Raw genomic sequence first — 14580 nt, 5'->3', positions numbered from 1 at the left:
TAGACGTCCAGCGCGAAGTCATGTTCGCGCACCGTCTGCGGAAACGGCACGACGATGCGATAGGGGGCGCGCAGCTTGAAGTAGCTGACGCCGAGGACGACGGCGGTCAGCTGCAGCAGTTTCAGGAAAGCCGGCGTCGCCGCGACACTGCTGTCGCTGCCCGACGGGAAAGTCAGGACTTCCGAAAAGCTCAGCTCGCCCAGCCTGTAGCGGAAGGTCGCCACACCCGTCACGGCGTCGAAGGCGGGTGGCTCGATGGTGAAGGCTTCGGTCACGCTCAATAGATCCTGAGGCTCAATCTCAGCACTATATCGGTCGAAAGGCGCTGAAAGCCAAACTCGCGCAAGGTGCACTGCCAGGCAGTGCCGAGGCGCTGGATCGAGAACAGGTTGTAGCGGGCCGGGTCGTGCCCGCCGGTATCGCCCTGCGCGGCGCCGGCCGCCGCGACACCGACCACCGGCACATCGCCGCGCGGGCCGGGAATGGCGTAGATCGAGGATTGATGGGTGTGCCCGTGCAGCACCAGCTCGGCGCCATGCTCGGCGATGACGCGGCGAAAGGCCTTGGCACCGTAGAGCCCGAGGCGCGGATGCGCCTGCTCCTGGTTCGGGGGATGGTGGATCAGCACGACGCGGAAATAGCCGCCATCGCCGAGCAACTTCAGGCAGCGAGCGAGGCGCGCCGCCTGGTCTTCCTCGAAGCGGCCGGCGGCGATCCACGGAGCAGTGGGCACCGCGCTGTTACAGGAGACCACGGCGACGTCGCCGACGCGGCGGACGAATGGAAAGGCGTTGTCGTCGACGGTTTCGCCCATGACGTAGCCGTCCCAGCGATCCATCGCCTTCTGCAACGCGCCCTTGAGATAGGCATCGTGGTTGCCGGGCGAGATGCAGACCTGCTCGGGCGGGCCGAGGGTCTCGAGCCAGTTATAGGCAGTATTGATCTCGGCATCGAGCGCCAGGTTGACCAGGTCGCCGGTGACGACGGTGAAATCCGGGTTCTGCTCGCGCATGTGGCGCACCAACTTGGTCAGCCCGTCGCCGGCCATGGTGTGCTCGCGCTTGATCTTCCAGTTGAGGAAACCGGTGATCCGCTTGTTCATCAGGTCGCGCGCCCGGACGGGCGGCAGCGGGGCCAGGTGAACGTCGGACAGATGAGCGAGCGTGATCATTGCCCGGCGTAATGCCATGCGGCGCGTGGCAAGAAAATGCCCTAAATGGCTCCGGCGCCAATTGAACGTCAGCGGGAGCATCCCCATGAGCCGAACCACCAGCAGAACCATGAGCCGCTGGCAGCGCGTCAGAACCTCGGCGCATCTGTTCATCGTCGGGGTGCGCCGGCGCATGGTGCTGGGCACCAGGGCGGTGTTGCTCGATGGCGACCGGGTGCTGCTGCTCAGGCACACCTACATGCCGGGCTGGCACTTTCCAGGCGGCGGGGTGGAGCCGGGCGAGACCGCCGAGGAGGCGGCGCGCCGGGAAGCCGAGGAAGAAACCGGCCTTCGCGTCGAGGGCCCGATGCGGCTGCTCGGGCTCTATCTGCAAAAGCACGAGGCGACCAATCGCGACCATGTGGCGGTCTATGTCGGGCGCAATTTTCGCGAGGTGAAGCCGTTCCAGGCGAACGGCGAGATTGCCGAAATCGGCTGGTTCGCGATGGATGCTCTGCCGGAGGGGATGAACCCCGGCACGGCCCGGCGGATTGCCGAGATCGCGTCGGGGACGGAGGATTTGCCGGGGCTGTGGTAGGGGATCTGGGCCCCACAGGAGCTCCAGTTATGAGCCTGCTACCTCCGGGAGCGGTGCCGCCTGGCCCGGGGATTTCGCATAACCCAGCGCCTCGACGATCCGGCCATCGCGGACGCGCATGACGTTGACGCCGCGGACCGAGCCGCCGTTGCCGAAATTGAAGCGCCAGCGGATGGTGGCATTGTCGCCCATGACGACGGTGTCCTCGACGTCGAACCAGGCCACCGGATCGGTGGCGATGGCCTGCCAGAAGGCGAGGCAGGCGTCGTAGCCCTCGTAACGCGTGCCGTTGGGCGCCGGCTGGATCGACTCCATGACGCAATCGGGGGCGATGAGCTCTTCGAGGAGTTTTGGCTGGTGCTCGAGGAACGCCTGATTGAAGCGGCGCATGATTTCGGCGGTTTCGGTCGACTGCATTTCGCACTCCATACAGACAGGTCTGTCTATGTGTTGAACCATACAGACCTGTCTGGTAGTGTCAAGCCATGGCGAAGAGCGATTCCTCCACTGACCCCGCACCGTTGGCCGTACCGCTGCCGGCGCGTCGGCGGCTGCTCGATACGGCGACGCGGCTGTTTTATGCGCTGGGCATCCACGCGGTGGGCATCGACCGCATCATCGCGGAAGCCGGCGTGGCCAAGGCGACGTTCTACAGCCACTTCCCGTCCAAGGACGACCTGGTGGTCGCCTATCTCGAGGAGCAGGACCGGATCGGCCGCGCTGCCGTCGCGGCGCTACCCAAGCAGGTGCCGCGCCGGATGCTCTCGGCAATCCTCGGGCGCATCAGCACTGTCGGCATGGCCGGGGATTTTCGCGGCTGCCCGTTCCTCAATGCGGCAGCCGAATACACCGACCCGGCCAGCCCGGTCCGCCAGGCAATCGATGCCCGCCGCGCCTGGTTGCACGGCGTGCTGCGCGACCTGCTGGCGGCAGATGGCGATCCGGCGCCGGAGGTGACGGCTTCGTTGTTGGTGGCGCTGTCGGATGGGCTACTGGAGATCGCCTATCTCGATGATCCCAGCAGCGTGGCGGGGCTGATCGAGGCAGGGTTGGCGAGGTTGCTGCCGGCGCGCTGAGGTTGGCAGTCGGCACCTAATCAAACACTGACCAGCAAATGGCGTTGCGCTGCTGCTGGTCGTCGAGCACCAGGGCGCGGATCGCGTCGGGCAGCTGGGCGCGCTGCCAGGCGCATTCGGCGCGCCGGGCTGTCTCCCGCTCCGCCTCAGGTGCGGCTGCCTCCGCCGCGCGGATCGCATAGGCAGCGGCCCCCAGATCGTGCGCCGCCACATGCGCGACGGCGACGGCCTGGCCGGCTGACAGGGCTGCGAACTTGGGCGCGCCGGTGAGATCGCGGGCGGCGGCGTTGGCGACGAAGGCCATATCGTGCGCCTGTTTCATCGGCACTTCGCCGCGGATCCAGGCGTGGGTGAGTTCGATCGCCCGGCGGGGTCGGTCGTCGCCTGGGCGGGCCGCTTCGAAGTGGTGCAGCACATGGGTGGCGCAGGCGGTCACCCAGTCAGCGAGCAAGTGGTGATCGGCATCGGTGAGCGTGCCGCCGCGCCGGATGGTGACGAGGCGCGGATCACGTTGCTTGCTGAGGATCATCCGTCTGCCCTTGTCGCACTGATGGAGCCAAGCGGCGCTGCTCGGCGTTAGCCCGGCATCATGGACAACCGGGAAAGGAGTTTGAAGATGACACCCCCAACTCGTCAACGGCTGCGCCTCAAGGGAGGCACCGAGCTGTCATTCCTCGTCGCAGGTGAGCCGTCGAAACCCGCCGTGGTGCTGGTGCACGGCTTTCCCAATGCGGCGCGGATGTTCGAAACGGTGATGAGTGAACTGTCGGATGAGGCCTACCTGATTGCGCCGGACCTGCCGGCCTACGGCGAGTCCGATCCACTGCCATCGCCCTCGCTCAGCGGCTTTGGCGAGGCGATCGCCGAACTGCTCGACCGGCTCGATGTCGGGCCGCGCTACCTCTACGTGCATGATTTCGGCGCGGCGGCGACGCTGCATATGGCGATGCAGGCGCCCGACCTGGTGCGCGGGCTGATCATCCAGAACGCCAATGCGCACCGGACGGGCTTCGGCCCGCTCTGGGAGAACTCGCTGGAGTTCTGGGCCCATCCGACGCCCGAAAACACCGCCGAGGTGATGTCGGTGCTCAGCCTCAAGGGGATGCGTGACCAATATGTGATGGGCGTGCCGCCGGAGGTGGCGGCGCAGATTCCGGCAGCCGAATGGGAAGAGGATTGGCGGGTGATGAACCTGCCGGGACGGCTGGACACCCAGCGGGTGCTGCTCAGCGACTATGGCCGCTATGCCGAGCGCTTCGACGAGATTGCCGAGTACCTCAAAAGCTACCAGCCGCCGGCGCTGTTGCTGTGAGGGCGGCACGACGCGTTCTTCGATATCGCCGAAACGCTGTCCTGGATGCAGGACCTGCCGCGGATGGAGGCCCATATTTTCGATGGCGGGCACCTGCTGCTGGAAACCCACTCGGAGGTCGCGACGCCGCTGATCGGCGCGTTCATCCGGCGCACCGAGCATCAGCTCGGCAAGGAGGACGGGCGTTCAGCGCTCGGGCAGTCCGAGCTCTACCAGCACCGACATCACCCGGGCTGACGCCTCGAGGAAAGCCGGGCTGACGTTGCGCGCCGGCGGCTCGACATTGGCCGCGGTCGAGCCAGGTCGCAGCAGCATGCCGGCCGCGAACGCCGCCCTGGCGTCGGTAGCGCGGCCGAGGCGCTGGTAGGCCGTGGCGAGCATCAGGTGCGTGCGGCCGGAGGCGGGCGTGACGGCGATCGAGCGCTCAAGCCAGAGGGCCGCTTCGGCGTCCCGGCCGAGCAGCACATTGACCCAGCCGATGCCCAGCAGCCAGGTCCAGCGCGACACGGTCGGCGTGTCGTAACGATAAGCCTGTTCAAAGCTGATGAGCGCATCTTCGAAGCGGCCGAGAAACACCTGCGCGAGGCCGGTCTGGTAGAGCGCCGAACCATTCCACGGGTCGAAGCTGGTGGCGCGCGCGCAGGCGATCAGGCTTTCGACGAACTCGTTGGTGGCCGCGAGGAACCGGCACTGCGCTTCAAGCACGGCGATGGAGCGCGGGCGCAAAGCCACGGCGCGCTTCAGCATCGCCTCACCGTTCGCCCGCGCCGCGGCGGCTTCGGCTTCGTCGTACCAGACCATCTGGATGCCCCGGGTCTGCAGCGCCGCGAGCGCGACCTGCAGGTCGACATTGTCGGGTGATGAGGCAAGGGCGGTTTTCAGCATCAGTTGCGCCACGCCGAAGCGCTCGCGCGAGGTCTGATTGATGGACGCCGAGGCCTGCTCGATGGCGACCCGGACGCCGGGCGTCGGCTCGGGTGCCCCGGCATGGCTGCCCTCCAGCGCCTCGTTGAGCCATCGAGCCAGCCGGTCGCCGGCGCCGGCGGCCAGCCGAACCTCCTGCAGGTCGGGTGCGAGGCCGGGATCGACGCTGGCAGTGGCGACGGACTCGACCACGCCGGTCGCGGTGCGCACGGCCCGGAGCTTGAGCGTCCAGGTACTGGCGGTCCTCAGCAGTTCGCCGCGCACCTCGAACTGGGCTGGTGCTCCGGCGCCGGGCGCCAGCACTCGCAGGTTGTCGATGCGGGCGAGGCCATCGACCAGCTCATCAGTCACCCCGGCGGCAAGCGAGCCGCCGTCGCCGACCGTGCTGGTATCGACGATCGGCATGACAGCAATGGTCGGGGGCGACGGCGCTACGAGGTTTGCCGCTGCGATAGCGGCAACGCCGGCAACAGCGACGACGGCCGCGATCAGGACGAGGCGTCCGGGCGACAGCCAGCGGCCCCGAGGAGTTGCGGGTTGCAGCGGCGGCGTGCGCGCCGCGTCCTCCTCCACTGCCGGTACGAACAGGTAGCCGCGGCCCGAAACCAGCTTGATGACCTGGCGCTGCTCGTCGCCGAGCGCGGCGCGGATTTCGCGGATGCACTGGAACAGCCCGTCCTCGCCGACATGCACGTTCGGCCAGACCGCTTCCATCAGTTCCTGCTTGCTCAGCACCCGGCTGGGGTTGGCGGCGAACAGGCGAAGCATTTCGAAGGTCTTGGGACGCAGCCGTATGGGTGCGCCGTCGGGACCACGCAGTTCCGCGCGTTCGTCATCCAGCTCAAATCCGGCAAACCGGGTCGTCGCCATGCCCAAAACTCCCGGCGAACTCGATGCCTTGCCGATATCGAGATTTCAAGCGCGGCGGGCAAAAGAGACGAATTTCAGAAAAATTTCAGAATGCCACCCGGGCGCTTTCAGGACTCGATCTCAACGCAATGAGATGAAGCGACATGGCCTCGCGATCAGGGGCCGGGGGCGATTCCATGTTCAACCAGTCAGTGAGCACCATGATGGTGCGCGCATCGCGGGGCGTCAGCGCGCTCAGCGCATTGCTGCTGGCGGCGACCGCGCTGAGTGCGTTGCCCGCGAGCGCCGCCGAATGGGTCAACCCCGGCACGGGCAACTGGCTGGCCCCGGACAACTGGAATAGCGGAAGCGTTCCAAACGCGAGCGACGTCTCGTTCGTTGGCAATGACGGCACAAGCCGGGTTACTGGTGGCGACGATGCGGTGAGCGACATCGTGGCAATCGGCTCCGAGGCAGGCAACGGGACCGTCGAAGTGAGCGGCGCCGGGTCGAGCCTCACGGTCGGCAGCGACCTCTTCCTTGGCGATTACAGCGTCGGCACGTTGAACGTCAGCGATGGCGGCGTGGTCAACATCGGCAACATTGCTCATGTGGGCTACAACCTGGGCAGTAGCGGCGCCGCCACGGTGAGCGGCGCCGGCTCGAAGCTGAGCACGGTGTTCCTCGAGCTGGGCTATGCCGGCAGGGGCACCATAGATGTCAGCGACGGCGGAACGCTGGAGTCGCAAAACTCCGAGGTCGGCTACGGCCCCTACGGCAAGGTCGTGGTGGATGGGGCCGGATCGAACTGGAGCTCCGGCCAGCTGTTCGTCGGGGTGTTCGGCGACGGCTTTGTCGACATCACCAATGGCGGCACGGTGACCAGCAGCTATGCCCAACTGGCAGGCCGCGGCGATTCCAAAGGAACCGTGCTGGTCGATGGCATCGGTTCGAGTTGGACGCTCAGTAGTACGCTGTCGATCGGCCATCAGGGCCAGGGCACCCTGACGATCAGCAATGGCGGGGTGGTCAGCAGCGGTTCAACCAGGATCGCCAGCTTTGGCGGTGAGGCAAAGGGCGTGGTCACCGTCGATGGCCAGGGCTCGCGCTGGAGCATAGATGGCGACCTCGATATCGGGCTGGTGAGCGAAGGCACTCTGACGATCGCGAACGAAGGGGCAGTGAGCGCCGACAGCGTGACGATCGGCGACGCCGGTACGCTGGTGATCGGCGCGGCGTCGGAAGAGGCGGCGGTTGCGGCCGGCACGCTTACCACTGACAGCATTGACCTGGCTTCCGCCACGGCGCACCTCGTCTTCAACCACACCAACACGGACTACAGTTTCGATGCCGACATCGACGGCGTCGGTATCATCGAACTCAGCGGCCCCGGCCGGACCAGGCTGACCGGCAACAGCCGAGACTTCACTGGCGAGATCAGCCTGCTCGATGGCGAGCTGATGGTCGATGGCTGGCTGGGCGGCGACATTACTTCGAAGGGCCGGCTGAGCGGCATCGGCGTGGTGCGCAACGTCAGCGTGGTCGGGGGCGGGGTGATCGCTCCCGGCCAGGACGGGGTCGGTACCCTCGCCATGGCAGGCAATTTCTACATGGGGCCCGGTTCGACCTACGAGGTGGAGATCGCTTCCGGCTCGAGCGACCTGATCCAGGTGATGGGGATCGCCTATGTCGAGGGGGCGGATATCGCGGTCAAGCGCGGCACCGGGCCGTTGGCGCTCGGCGCCGGCTACATCATCCTCAGCGCCGATGAGGGGTTTTATGGCAGCTTCGGCGATGTCGTCTCGGACTATGCCTTCATCGCGCCGCGGCTCGTGCTGATCCCTGACGTCAATGGCAGCGATCTGCTGACACTCGAGTTCAATCGTAACAGCGTGGCCTTCGCCGACGTGGCGACGACGGCCAACCAGGCCAGCGCCGCTGCGGCGCTCGACGCGCTGGACGCCAACAACGCCGCCCACAACACCATTCTCAGCCTCAACCAAGCTGAAGCGCAGGCGATGTTCGATGTGCTCTCGGGTGAGGGGCATGCGACGCTGAAAGGCGTGCTGATGGACAATGCCGGGCTGGTGTCGGACGCTTTGCTGCAGCGGCTGGACGCGGCGCGGACGCTCGATGGTTCCGCCGCCGCCAGCGGCTATGCCGCGCTACCGACGCTGCCGGAAGCGAGCGACGGCAACGCGATCTGGGGCGAGTTTTATGGCGGCTTGGGCAAGCGCGGCAGCGATGGCAATGCGGCCGGAGCCGATCAGGCCAGCGGCGGGCTGCTGCTCGGGGCTGATGCGGCTGTCGGTGACTGGCAGGTGGGGCTGGCGGCGCAGCTGGGACAGACCAACGTCTCGATCGCCGACCGCGCTACCGAGGCGACCACCGCGGATCTCGGCGCCGGGTTCTATGCCGGGACCAACTGGGGCGACACACGGTTCTCGCTCGCCGGTACGGTGACGCGGCATGCCATCTCGACCAGCCGCGAGGTGGGGCTGGGGCTCAACGAAACACTGACGGCCGAGTACGGCGCCACCACTGGCCAGGTGGTCGCCGAGCTCGAGCACGAGGTCGATTTCGGCGCGGCGAGCCTCACGCCATATGCGCGGCTCGGCGACACCTTCGAGGCGACCGAGGCCTTCGAAGAGACCGGCAATGGCGCCGGCGCCGCGCTCACGGGTGAAGCCGATGTGGTCAACCAATCCTTCGCTACGCTCGGTCTGCGTGGCGCGTATCAATTCGTGGTGGGCCAGGGTGGTCTTGCGACATTCAGCGGTGGCATCGGCTGGCGTCGTGGTTTTGGTGAGGCGCCCACCGCGCATCTTGGGTTCAACGGCGGCTCGCCATTCGTTATCGCAGCCACCCCCGCCGCCGCGGACTCGTTACTGCTCGAGGCGGGGTTCGACCTCGACCTGGCCGAGGGGCTGGATGTTTCCGCGAGCTACACCGGCGATCTCACGGTCGATGGTCAGTCGCATGCGCTGAGGGCAGGACTGGGTGGAACGTTCTGAGGCTAGTTTGCGCCGATGCCCTCGACCACGAGACGAACGATGCGGCGGATCTCGCCGTCGCTGAATGTGCCGGTGGCGAGCGCGGTGAGCATGGCCTGCCCGTAGATGCCGAGCAGCAGCAGGGCCATGAAATCGGGGTCCTCATCCCGGCGGATAACACCCTGCTGCTGGCCGAGCACCAGGATGTCGCGGACGAGGCGCTGGAACGAAGGACGATCGGGCGGTGGCGCCACCGAGGGGCGCTCGGCCGGGCTGAGCGCCAGGCGGGCAAGCGAGGGGTTGGCGAGGCACCAGCCGGCGCTGTCGAGGAGGACAGCCGTCAACAGCCCCAGCACAGCTTCGTTGGCAGCGATGCGGGCGCGATAGCCGGCGTCGCCGGCTTCGACCCGGGCGATCAGCGTTTTTGCGATCTCATCCTTGGAGCTGAACAGGTTGTAGATCGTCTTGCGGGTGAGACCGGCCCGCGCCGCGATCTCCTCCATCGAGGTGTTGGTAAAGCCCAGTACGCGAAATGCCTGGTCGGCAGCTTCGAGGATCTGGGCACGGGAGCGATCGGTTCGCTTCAGGGTTGCCATAAGTACACAGTAGTGTAATTTTATACGGGTGTGAAGATGCGGGGCTATGAGATGTGGGAAGCTTTCGGCCCGGAGATCTGGATTGTCGATGGGCCGGTGGTTACCGCCGCCGCCGGCTTTCACTATCCCACCCGCATGACGGTGATCCGACTCGCGGGTGGCGACCTGGTGATCTGGTCGCCGGTGGCGCTGACGCCGCAGCTGCGCGGCGAGGTCGAGATGCTGGGCAATGTCCGCTATCTTGTCGCGCCCAACTCGCTGCATGACAGCTTCATTGCCGACTGGCATCGCGCCTTTCCGGTGGCCCAGGTGCTGGCAGCGCCGGGGGTCCGCGAGAAGCGAGCCGACCTCAAGTTCGGAGCCGACCTCGGCAACACGCCGGTACCCGGCTGGACCGGCGAGATCGAGGTCGTCCTGGTGCGCGGCAATCGCATCACCACCGAGGCGGTAGCCTTCCACCGGCCGAGCGGCACGGTGATCTTCACCGACCTGTTGCAGCAGTTCCCGCCCGGCTGGTTCAAGGGGTGGCGCGCCCTGGTGGCGCGCCTCGACCTGATGCTGGCGGACGAACCCTCGGTGCCGCGAAAATTTCGCGTCGCCTTGTCCGACAAGCGCGTCGCCCGGGCAGCGCTCCGCCGCATCGTCGCCTGGCGCGCCAACAAGGTGCTGATGGCGCATGGCACGCCGGTCAGACGGGAAGGCCATGCCTTTCTCAAACGGGCCTTCGCCTGGCTGGTGAAATGGTGAGGCAAGGGGCCTCGCCCGGTCCACGAATGGTCCTTGCAGCGCCAAACCAAGGACACAAATCCGATCCTAAATCGCGGCTGATCCGGTAGCGCCGACAAGGCGTTGCTACGCGGGCGGGCAAAATCTGAGGAGGCGGTCTTGAAATTTGACTGCAGGTCCATAATTTTGCGTGGACGCGTTGGCCGACACGATGCTAATGCGCTTTTCAGACGTCAGGAGGCGTCCAGGATGGAGAAGGCTTTTCAGGTGACCCGACGACCGTAATCGGTCGGCAGCCGGCTTAAGTGGGCCGGCACGTTTGTCCTCGTCTCTTTAGTTCCTGGACCAGTCACATGATCGCGCCTTCCGTCTCCGTCGCTGCTGAAGCAGCGCCTCCGCAACTTGGCCTGCCCACCGTTCGCTTTGCTACTCCGGCCGACGATCAGTTCGTCGAGGACCTGCAGGCGCTTGCCTTCGGGCCGGGCCGCTTTGCCCGCACGGCGTTCCGGGTGCGCGAGCGCTTCCCGATCGACACGACGCTCAGCCTGATTGCCGAAGTGAACGGGCAGGCCTGCGGCTCGGTGTGGATGACGCCGATCAGCGTCGGCGGCATCGACGGCTACATGCTTGGGCCGCTGGCGACGCACCCGGATTTCCGCAAACGCGGCGCCGGTAAGATGCTGGCCAAGGAGGTTTCCCGCATTGCGCTCGAGCGCGGCAAAGGCAGCTTCGTACTGCTGGTCGGCGACCGCGACTATTATTGCCCGCTCGGCTGGGTACCGACGCAGTTGGGCGCCATCGAGTTCCCAGGACCAGTCGATCCGAGCCGGGTGCTGGTCTACTCCAACGACCCGACAATGGCCGTGCGGCTCGCCGGCCCGATCAAGGCGTTCGGCGCCGGCAGGCGCTCGTAAGTCATTCCAGGTGCAGGCAAAGCGGCTGGCCATCCGGGCCGGCCGCTGCTTGAACACGGCCCTCAGGAACCGTTCATTTCGAGAAAGGTAGGTCGCCGCATCCCAACGGCGAAACGCCGGAACAATCCGGCCCGCCTTCCTCATTTGAAAGATACTGAAATGATCCGTGCCTCCCTCGTCATCGTCGCGCTGCTCGCCGCTTTTGCCGCTTCCGCTCCGGCCCATGCCGGCAGCGGCCAGAATGGCGTCACCAACAACGGCATTGACCCCAATGGGTCGAGCCTCAACGGCAGCGGCCAGAACGGCTCCGGTCAGAACGGTTCGGGCCAGAACGGCTCCGGCCAGAACGGTTCGGGTCAGAATGGCAGCGGGCAGAACGGCAGTGGGCAGAACGGCACCGCGGTTTCCGATCTGGTGCTGAAGCAGATGAAGCTGATCGCGGTCGAACTGGCCAACTGATCCCTCGCCCTGGCGCCGGGACGAGGCTCGTTCCCGGCGCTTCGAGGCTGCTGCATCCCAACCGAAGTCTCCCCATGCGCTCGATGTCACTGTCCGCCTTGATCTTCAGCTTGCTGGCGGTGCTGTTCACCGGGCCCGCCGCGGCGCAGGCGCTGAAGCCGACCGTTACCGCCATCGAGGCGGCGGAGGGCACCTTCCGCGCCACCCTGTCGGATGGGACGACCCGGCAGGGGACCGAACTGGTCGGCATGGTGCTGACCTATTCGGACGGCGACAGCACCATCCGCATCAGGCTGAAGGGAGTACGGCCCGACCCACGCGACACCAGCGGCAAGCTGCAGCTCAACGACCTGCGCTACGCCGATACCGACAACCCCTATTGCTCGCCTTCTGCCGATGGCGTCCGCGAGGGCTACGCCGTCGCCGGGCGCGCCGATGCCGATGGCACCATTCATCCGGCCGAGCCGGGCGAGTTCGTGCTCACCTGCACCTCGGGTGCCCAGGGCAAGTGCCTGCGCTTCGGCTATCGCCCCTGGGAGATCGGTCCCGATGGCGTCTCCAAGGCGGACCGCTACAACGCCTGTATCCACATGGTGCGCGCCGATTACTGCGGCGATGGCACGCCGACCACCAGGGACGGCACGATCATCGACATGTTCGACGATGCCGGCATCCAGGTCGCCGACCGGAACCCGGGGTTCAGCTTCGAGGCGGCGTGGACCCCGAAGGGGGCGGCCTGCGTGGCTCATGTGCGGATCCGCGAAAATATCTCGCTCGAGGACCTGGCCCGGACCTGTCCGCGCCTTACCGGAAAGCTCGGTCCCGAGGCCTGCTCCGAGGGTGCCGTTTCGGCCGAGGTTTACAACCTGTCGAAGTAGGCGACAGCTCACCCTGACAGCGACAGTTCTTGATTTGCCGCATGACCTTGTTGGAAAAGTCTGCCAGTTACGGGTGAGACGTTCTGGAGTGCCGGCCCTGACTGACGACGCGCTGATCACGAGAATCGCCAGCCGGCTGTTGCGCGAACCGGAAGCGTACGACGCCACGGCCGGCATGCTGCCCGACTGGGTGCCGGACACGCCGCCCGGCCGCCCGCCGGTGCCGGCGGCGGTGCTGATCGCGCTGGTCAGGCGTCCCGAGGGACTGTCGATTCTCTATACCGAGCGCTCGCCCGAGCTCCGCTCGCATTCCGGGCAGATCGCCTTTCCGGGCGGCAAGGTGGATCCGACCGACAGGGATGCGGCCGATGCGGCGTTGCGCGAGGCCTGGGAAGAGGTGCAGCTCGAGCGCAGCGAAGCCGAGGTGCTGGGCTTCATGCCGCTCTACTATACCGGCACGAACTACCTGATCACCCCGGTCGTGGCGGTGGTGCAGCCGAGCCGGCCCTTCATCCCCAATCCAGGCGAGGTGCGCTCGGTGTTCGAGGTGCCGCTCGATTACCTGATGACCCCCGGCAGCTACACCACGTTCCACATCAAGCGGGGTGGCCGCGAGCACTCGACCTGGCAAATCGAGCATAGCGGGCTTGTCATCTGGGGCATAACAGCGAACCTTACACGACGCTTCCACGATCTGGCGCTAAGCCCAGAGAAGGATTTGGGCCCGGAGGGCGGTTGAACAAGCTGGGGGACATCGACGAACGCCTCAGGCGCGCCGACTGGCTGATGCGGCCGGAAACGCAGCGCATGCTGGCTTTGCTCGATGGCGCCGAGGGCCGGACCCGGGTGGTCGGCGGCATCGTCCGCGATACGCTGCTGGAGCTGCCGCGCGAGAATTCCGACATCGACATGGCGACCGAGCTCAGGCCCGACGAGGTAATGCTCAGGGCCGAGCGGGCGCGGCTTTCGGCCTATCCGACCGGCATCGAGCACGGCACGGTGACGCTCAGGCTCGACCGGCTCACCGCCGAAGTGACGACGCTGCGCGAAGATGTCGAGACCGACGGGCGGCACGCCGTGGTCCGGTTCGGCACCGATTGGCGGCAGGATGCGCTGCGCCGGGATTTCACCCTCAATGCGCTCTATGCGGGCATGGACGGCACGCTGTTCGATCCGCTGCACGGGGTGGAGGATTGCCTCGCCCGCAAGGTGCGGTTCATCGGTAAGCCGGCCGAACGGATCGCCGAGGACCGGCTGCGGGTCTATCGCTTCTTCCGCTTTTCGGCGAGCCACGCCGGCGAGCAGTTCGATCCTGACGGGCTTGCCGCCTGTGCCGCGGCGGCGGGAACGCTGGGGCGGCTGGCGGCGGAGCGGGTGGGGGCCGAAATGCGCCGGATGCTGGCGCTGCCGCGCATCGCCAATACGCTGAAGGCGATGCGGGAGGCCGAGATCCTGGAACTGCCCGAGGCAATGATCCGGCTGCTCTACGGCTATGAGCGGCGGGTGCGGAAGCCGGAATATGCAGCGCGGCTGGCGATCCTGATGTCGGAAATCGCCGCAGATCGGTTGCAGGCGATTTGGCGGCTGTCGAACGACGATATCGGCACGGCCGAGGCGATCCTCTCGGCGGCGCGGCTGATCGCCGAGTTCCGGCTGAATGAAGCCGCCTATCGGCATCCCGGGGCGCTGGCCGACGGCATCGACGTTGCGGCGACGCTGTCGAACTGGGGCGATGCGGGCAAGCTCGCCGTTCTCGAACAGCTGCAGCGGCTCGACGTGCCGCGTTTCCCGATCCGCGGCAACGACCTTATCGGCCTCGGCATGCCGCCGGGGCGCGAGCTCGGGGTGGAACTGGAGCGGCTCGAACGCGCCTGGATCGAGAGTGGGTTTGTTCTCGATCGCGCAGCGCTGCTGGAGATGGTGCGGGGGTAGGGGGCGTTTCTCCAGGGCCGGTGCGCTTGGCGCCCCTCACCCTGGCCCTCTCCCCAGAGGGGCGAGGGGACGCGAGGTGAACCGGCGGTGCAACACCTGTCCCTTATACACCTTTCCTAGCCCACGACACAGGCAAAAATCCCTGACGCCGTCTTCTGCGTGAAAAAACAAAA

17 protein-coding genes are annotated in these 14580 nt (G+C 66.5%); 11 read left to right on the top strand and 6 right to left on the bottom strand.

Annotation, left to right across the window (positions count from 1 at the left end):
• Both VW23_RS05290 and VW23_RS05285 read right to left on the bottom strand, forming a co-directional pair.
• Window positions 1–275 (bottom strand): MurL-like N-terminal domain-containing (locus tag VW23_RS05290; RefSeq protein WP_201788017.1); only part of this gene is annotated, 275 nt, incomplete at its 3' end.
• Window positions 276–277: 2 nt separating this feature from the next.
• Window positions 278–1171 (bottom strand): metallophosphoesterase family protein, encoded by an 894-nt coding sequence (locus VW23_RS05285; RefSeq protein WP_069908542.1) that lies wholly within the window; start codon window positions 1169–1171, stop codon window positions 278–280.
• A gap of 85 nt (window positions 1172–1256) precedes the next feature.
• Here VW23_RS05285 and VW23_RS05280 point away from each other — a divergent pair, with 85 nt between their 5' ends.
• Complete coding sequence (locus tag VW23_RS05280) at window positions 1257–1748, top strand: NUDIX domain-containing protein (protein ID WP_201788016.1); 492 nt, start codon at window positions 1257–1259, stop codon at window positions 1746–1748.
• A gap of 27 nt (window positions 1749–1775) precedes the next feature.
• On the opposite strand, the gene VW23_RS05275 is transcribed toward VW23_RS05280, so the two are convergent.
• Complete coding sequence (locus VW23_RS05275; RefSeq protein ID WP_069908540.1) at window positions 1776–2165, bottom strand: nuclear transport factor 2 family protein; 390 nt, start codon at window positions 2163–2165, stop codon at window positions 1776–1778.
• 68 nt (window positions 2166–2233) lie between these two features.
• On the opposite strand from VW23_RS05275, the gene VW23_RS05270 reads away from it, so the two are divergent.
• Entirely contained in the window at window positions 2234–2824 is a 591-nt protein-coding gene (locus VW23_RS05270) for a TetR/AcrR family transcriptional regulator (RefSeq protein WP_069908539.1), read from the top strand.
• A gap of 16 nt (window positions 2825–2840) precedes the next feature.
• Here the strand turns inward: VW23_RS05270 and VW23_RS05265 are convergent, their stop codons facing one another.
• On the bottom strand, window positions 2841–3353 hold the full coding sequence (locus VW23_RS05265) for a putative immunity protein (protein WP_069908538.1): 513 nt from the start codon (window positions 3351–3353) through the stop codon (window positions 2841–2843).
• 87 nt (window positions 3354–3440) lie between these two features.
• Between VW23_RS05265 and VW23_RS05260 the strand changes: the two genes are divergently transcribed.
• Together VW23_RS05260 and VW23_RS29280 are read left to right on the top strand one after the other, a co-directional pair.
• Window positions 3441–4136, top strand: coding sequence for an alpha/beta fold hydrolase (locus VW23_RS05260; RefSeq protein ID WP_201788015.1), 696 nt, complete (start codon window positions 3441–3443; stop codon window positions 4134–4136).
• Window positions 4137–4181: 45 nt separating this feature from the next.
• Window positions 4182–4373, top strand: coding sequence for a hypothetical protein (locus tag VW23_RS29280; protein WP_069908536.1), 192 nt, complete (start codon window positions 4182–4184; stop codon window positions 4371–4373).
• Here VW23_RS29280 and VW23_RS05250 read toward each other — a convergent pair.
• On the bottom strand, window positions 4323–5930 hold the full coding sequence (locus VW23_RS05250; RefSeq protein ID WP_069908535.1) for a winged helix-turn-helix domain-containing protein: 1608 nt from the start codon (window positions 5928–5930) through the stop codon (window positions 4323–4325). The genes VW23_RS29280 and VW23_RS05250 overlap by 51 nt on opposite strands.
• Before the next feature lie 176 nt (window positions 5931–6106).
• Between VW23_RS05250 and VW23_RS05245 the strand changes: the two genes are divergently transcribed.
• Entirely contained in the window at window positions 6107–8923 is a 2817-nt protein-coding gene (locus VW23_RS05245) for an autotransporter outer membrane beta-barrel domain-containing protein (protein ID WP_176730331.1), read from the top strand.
• A gap of 2 nt (window positions 8924–8925) precedes the next feature.
• Here the strand turns inward: VW23_RS05245 and VW23_RS05240 are convergent, their stop codons facing one another.
• On the bottom strand, window positions 8926–9498 hold the full coding sequence (locus tag VW23_RS05240; RefSeq protein WP_084645590.1) for a TetR/AcrR family transcriptional regulator: 573 nt from the start codon (window positions 9496–9498) through the stop codon (window positions 8926–8928).
• Between the two features lie 36 nt (window positions 9499–9534).
• On the opposite strand from VW23_RS05240, the gene VW23_RS05235 reads away from it, so the two are divergent.
• The 6 genes from VW23_RS05235 (at window position 9535) to VW23_RS05210 (ending at window position 14407) form a co-directional block, all read left to right on the top strand.
• Entirely contained in the window at window positions 9535–10245 is a 711-nt protein-coding gene (locus VW23_RS05235) for a DUF4336 domain-containing protein (RefSeq protein WP_425285195.1), read from the top strand.
• Between the two features lie 332 nt (window positions 10246–10577).
• Window positions 10578–11138 carry a GNAT family N-acetyltransferase gene (locus VW23_RS05230; protein ID WP_084645588.1) on the top strand — a complete coding sequence of 187 codons (561 nt, stop codon included), beginning with the start codon at window positions 10578–10580 and terminating at the stop codon, window positions 11136–11138.
• Between the two features lie 159 nt (window positions 11139–11297).
• Window positions 11298–11597 (top strand): hypothetical protein, encoded by a 300-nt coding sequence (locus VW23_RS05225; protein ID WP_069908533.1) that lies wholly within the window; start codon window positions 11298–11300, stop codon window positions 11595–11597.
• Window positions 11598–11671: 74 nt separating this feature from the next.
• The gene (locus VW23_RS05220; RefSeq protein ID WP_069908532.1) at window positions 11672–12475 is read left to right on the top strand and encodes an ADYC domain-containing protein; all 804 of its coding nucleotides are present in this window, start codon (window positions 11672–11674) and stop codon (window positions 12473–12475) included.
• Window positions 12476–12563: 88 nt separating this feature from the next.
• Entirely contained in the window at window positions 12564–13214 is a 651-nt protein-coding gene (locus tag VW23_RS05215) for a CoA pyrophosphatase (protein WP_069908531.1), read from the top strand.
• Complete coding sequence (locus VW23_RS05210; protein WP_084645586.1) at window positions 13211–14407, top strand: CCA tRNA nucleotidyltransferase; 1197 nt, start codon at window positions 13211–13213, stop codon at window positions 14405–14407. The genes VW23_RS05215 and VW23_RS05210 overlap by 4 nt, the downstream gene beginning before the upstream one ends.
• The last annotated feature ends 173 nt before the right edge of the window (window positions 14408–14580 follow it).

Source organism: Devosia insulae DS-56 (assembly GCF_000970465.2).
GTDB classification, from domain to species: Bacteria; Pseudomonadota; Alphaproteobacteria; order Rhizobiales; family Devosiaceae; genus Devosia_A; species Devosia_A insulae.
Note: the sequence above shows the minus strand (reverse complement) of the source record. Positions and strands in the feature narration are given on the sequence as shown.

What these genes read in the sequence shown, in the direction of transcription:
- VW23_RS05285 (WP_069908542.1), bottom strand. Translation starts at nt 1,171, where the DNA reads ATGATCACGCTCGCTCATCTGTCCGACGTTCACCTGGCCCCGCTGCCG.
- VW23_RS05280 (WP_201788016.1), top strand. Translation starts at nt 1,257, where the DNA reads ATGAGCCGAACCACCAGCAGAACCATGAGCCGCTGGCAGCGCGTCAGA.
- VW23_RS05275 (WP_069908540.1), bottom strand. Translation starts at nt 2,165, where the DNA reads ATGCAGTCGACCGAAACCGCCGAAATCATGCGCCGCTTCAATCAGGCG.
- VW23_RS05270 (WP_069908539.1), top strand. Translation starts at nt 2,234, where the DNA reads ATGGCGAAGAGCGATTCCTCCACTGACCCCGCACCGTTGGCCGTACCG.
- VW23_RS05265 (WP_069908538.1), bottom strand. Translation starts at nt 3,353, where the DNA reads ATGATCCTCAGCAAGCAACGTGATCCGCGCCTCGTCACCATCCGGCGC.
- VW23_RS05260 (WP_201788015.1), top strand. Translation starts at nt 3,441, where the DNA reads ATGACACCCCCAACTCGTCAACGGCTGCGCCTCAAGGGAGGCACCGAG.
- VW23_RS29280 (WP_069908536.1), top strand. Translation starts at nt 4,182, where the DNA reads ATGCAGGACCTGCCGCGGATGGAGGCCCATATTTTCGATGGCGGGCAC.
- VW23_RS05250 (WP_069908535.1), bottom strand. Translation starts at nt 5,930, where the DNA reads ATGGCGACGACCCGGTTTGCCGGATTTGAGCTGGATGACGAACGCGCG.
- VW23_RS05245 (WP_176730331.1), top strand. Translation starts at nt 6,107, where the DNA reads ATGTTCAACCAGTCAGTGAGCACCATGATGGTGCGCGCATCGCGGGGC.
- VW23_RS05240 (WP_084645590.1), bottom strand. Translation starts at nt 9,498, where the DNA reads ATGGCAACCCTGAAGCGAACCGATCGCTCCCGTGCCCAGATCCTCGAA.
- VW23_RS05235 (WP_425285195.1), top strand. Translation starts at nt 9,535, where the DNA reads ATGCGGGGCTATGAGATGTGGGAAGCTTTCGGCCCGGAGATCTGGATT.
- VW23_RS05230 (WP_084645588.1), top strand. Translation starts at nt 10,578, where the DNA reads ATGATCGCGCCTTCCGTCTCCGTCGCTGCTGAAGCAGCGCCTCCGCAA.
- VW23_RS05225 (WP_069908533.1), top strand. Translation starts at nt 11,298, where the DNA reads ATGATCCGTGCCTCCCTCGTCATCGTCGCGCTGCTCGCCGCTTTTGCC.
- VW23_RS05220 (WP_069908532.1), top strand. Translation starts at nt 11,672, where the DNA reads ATGCGCTCGATGTCACTGTCCGCCTTGATCTTCAGCTTGCTGGCGGTG.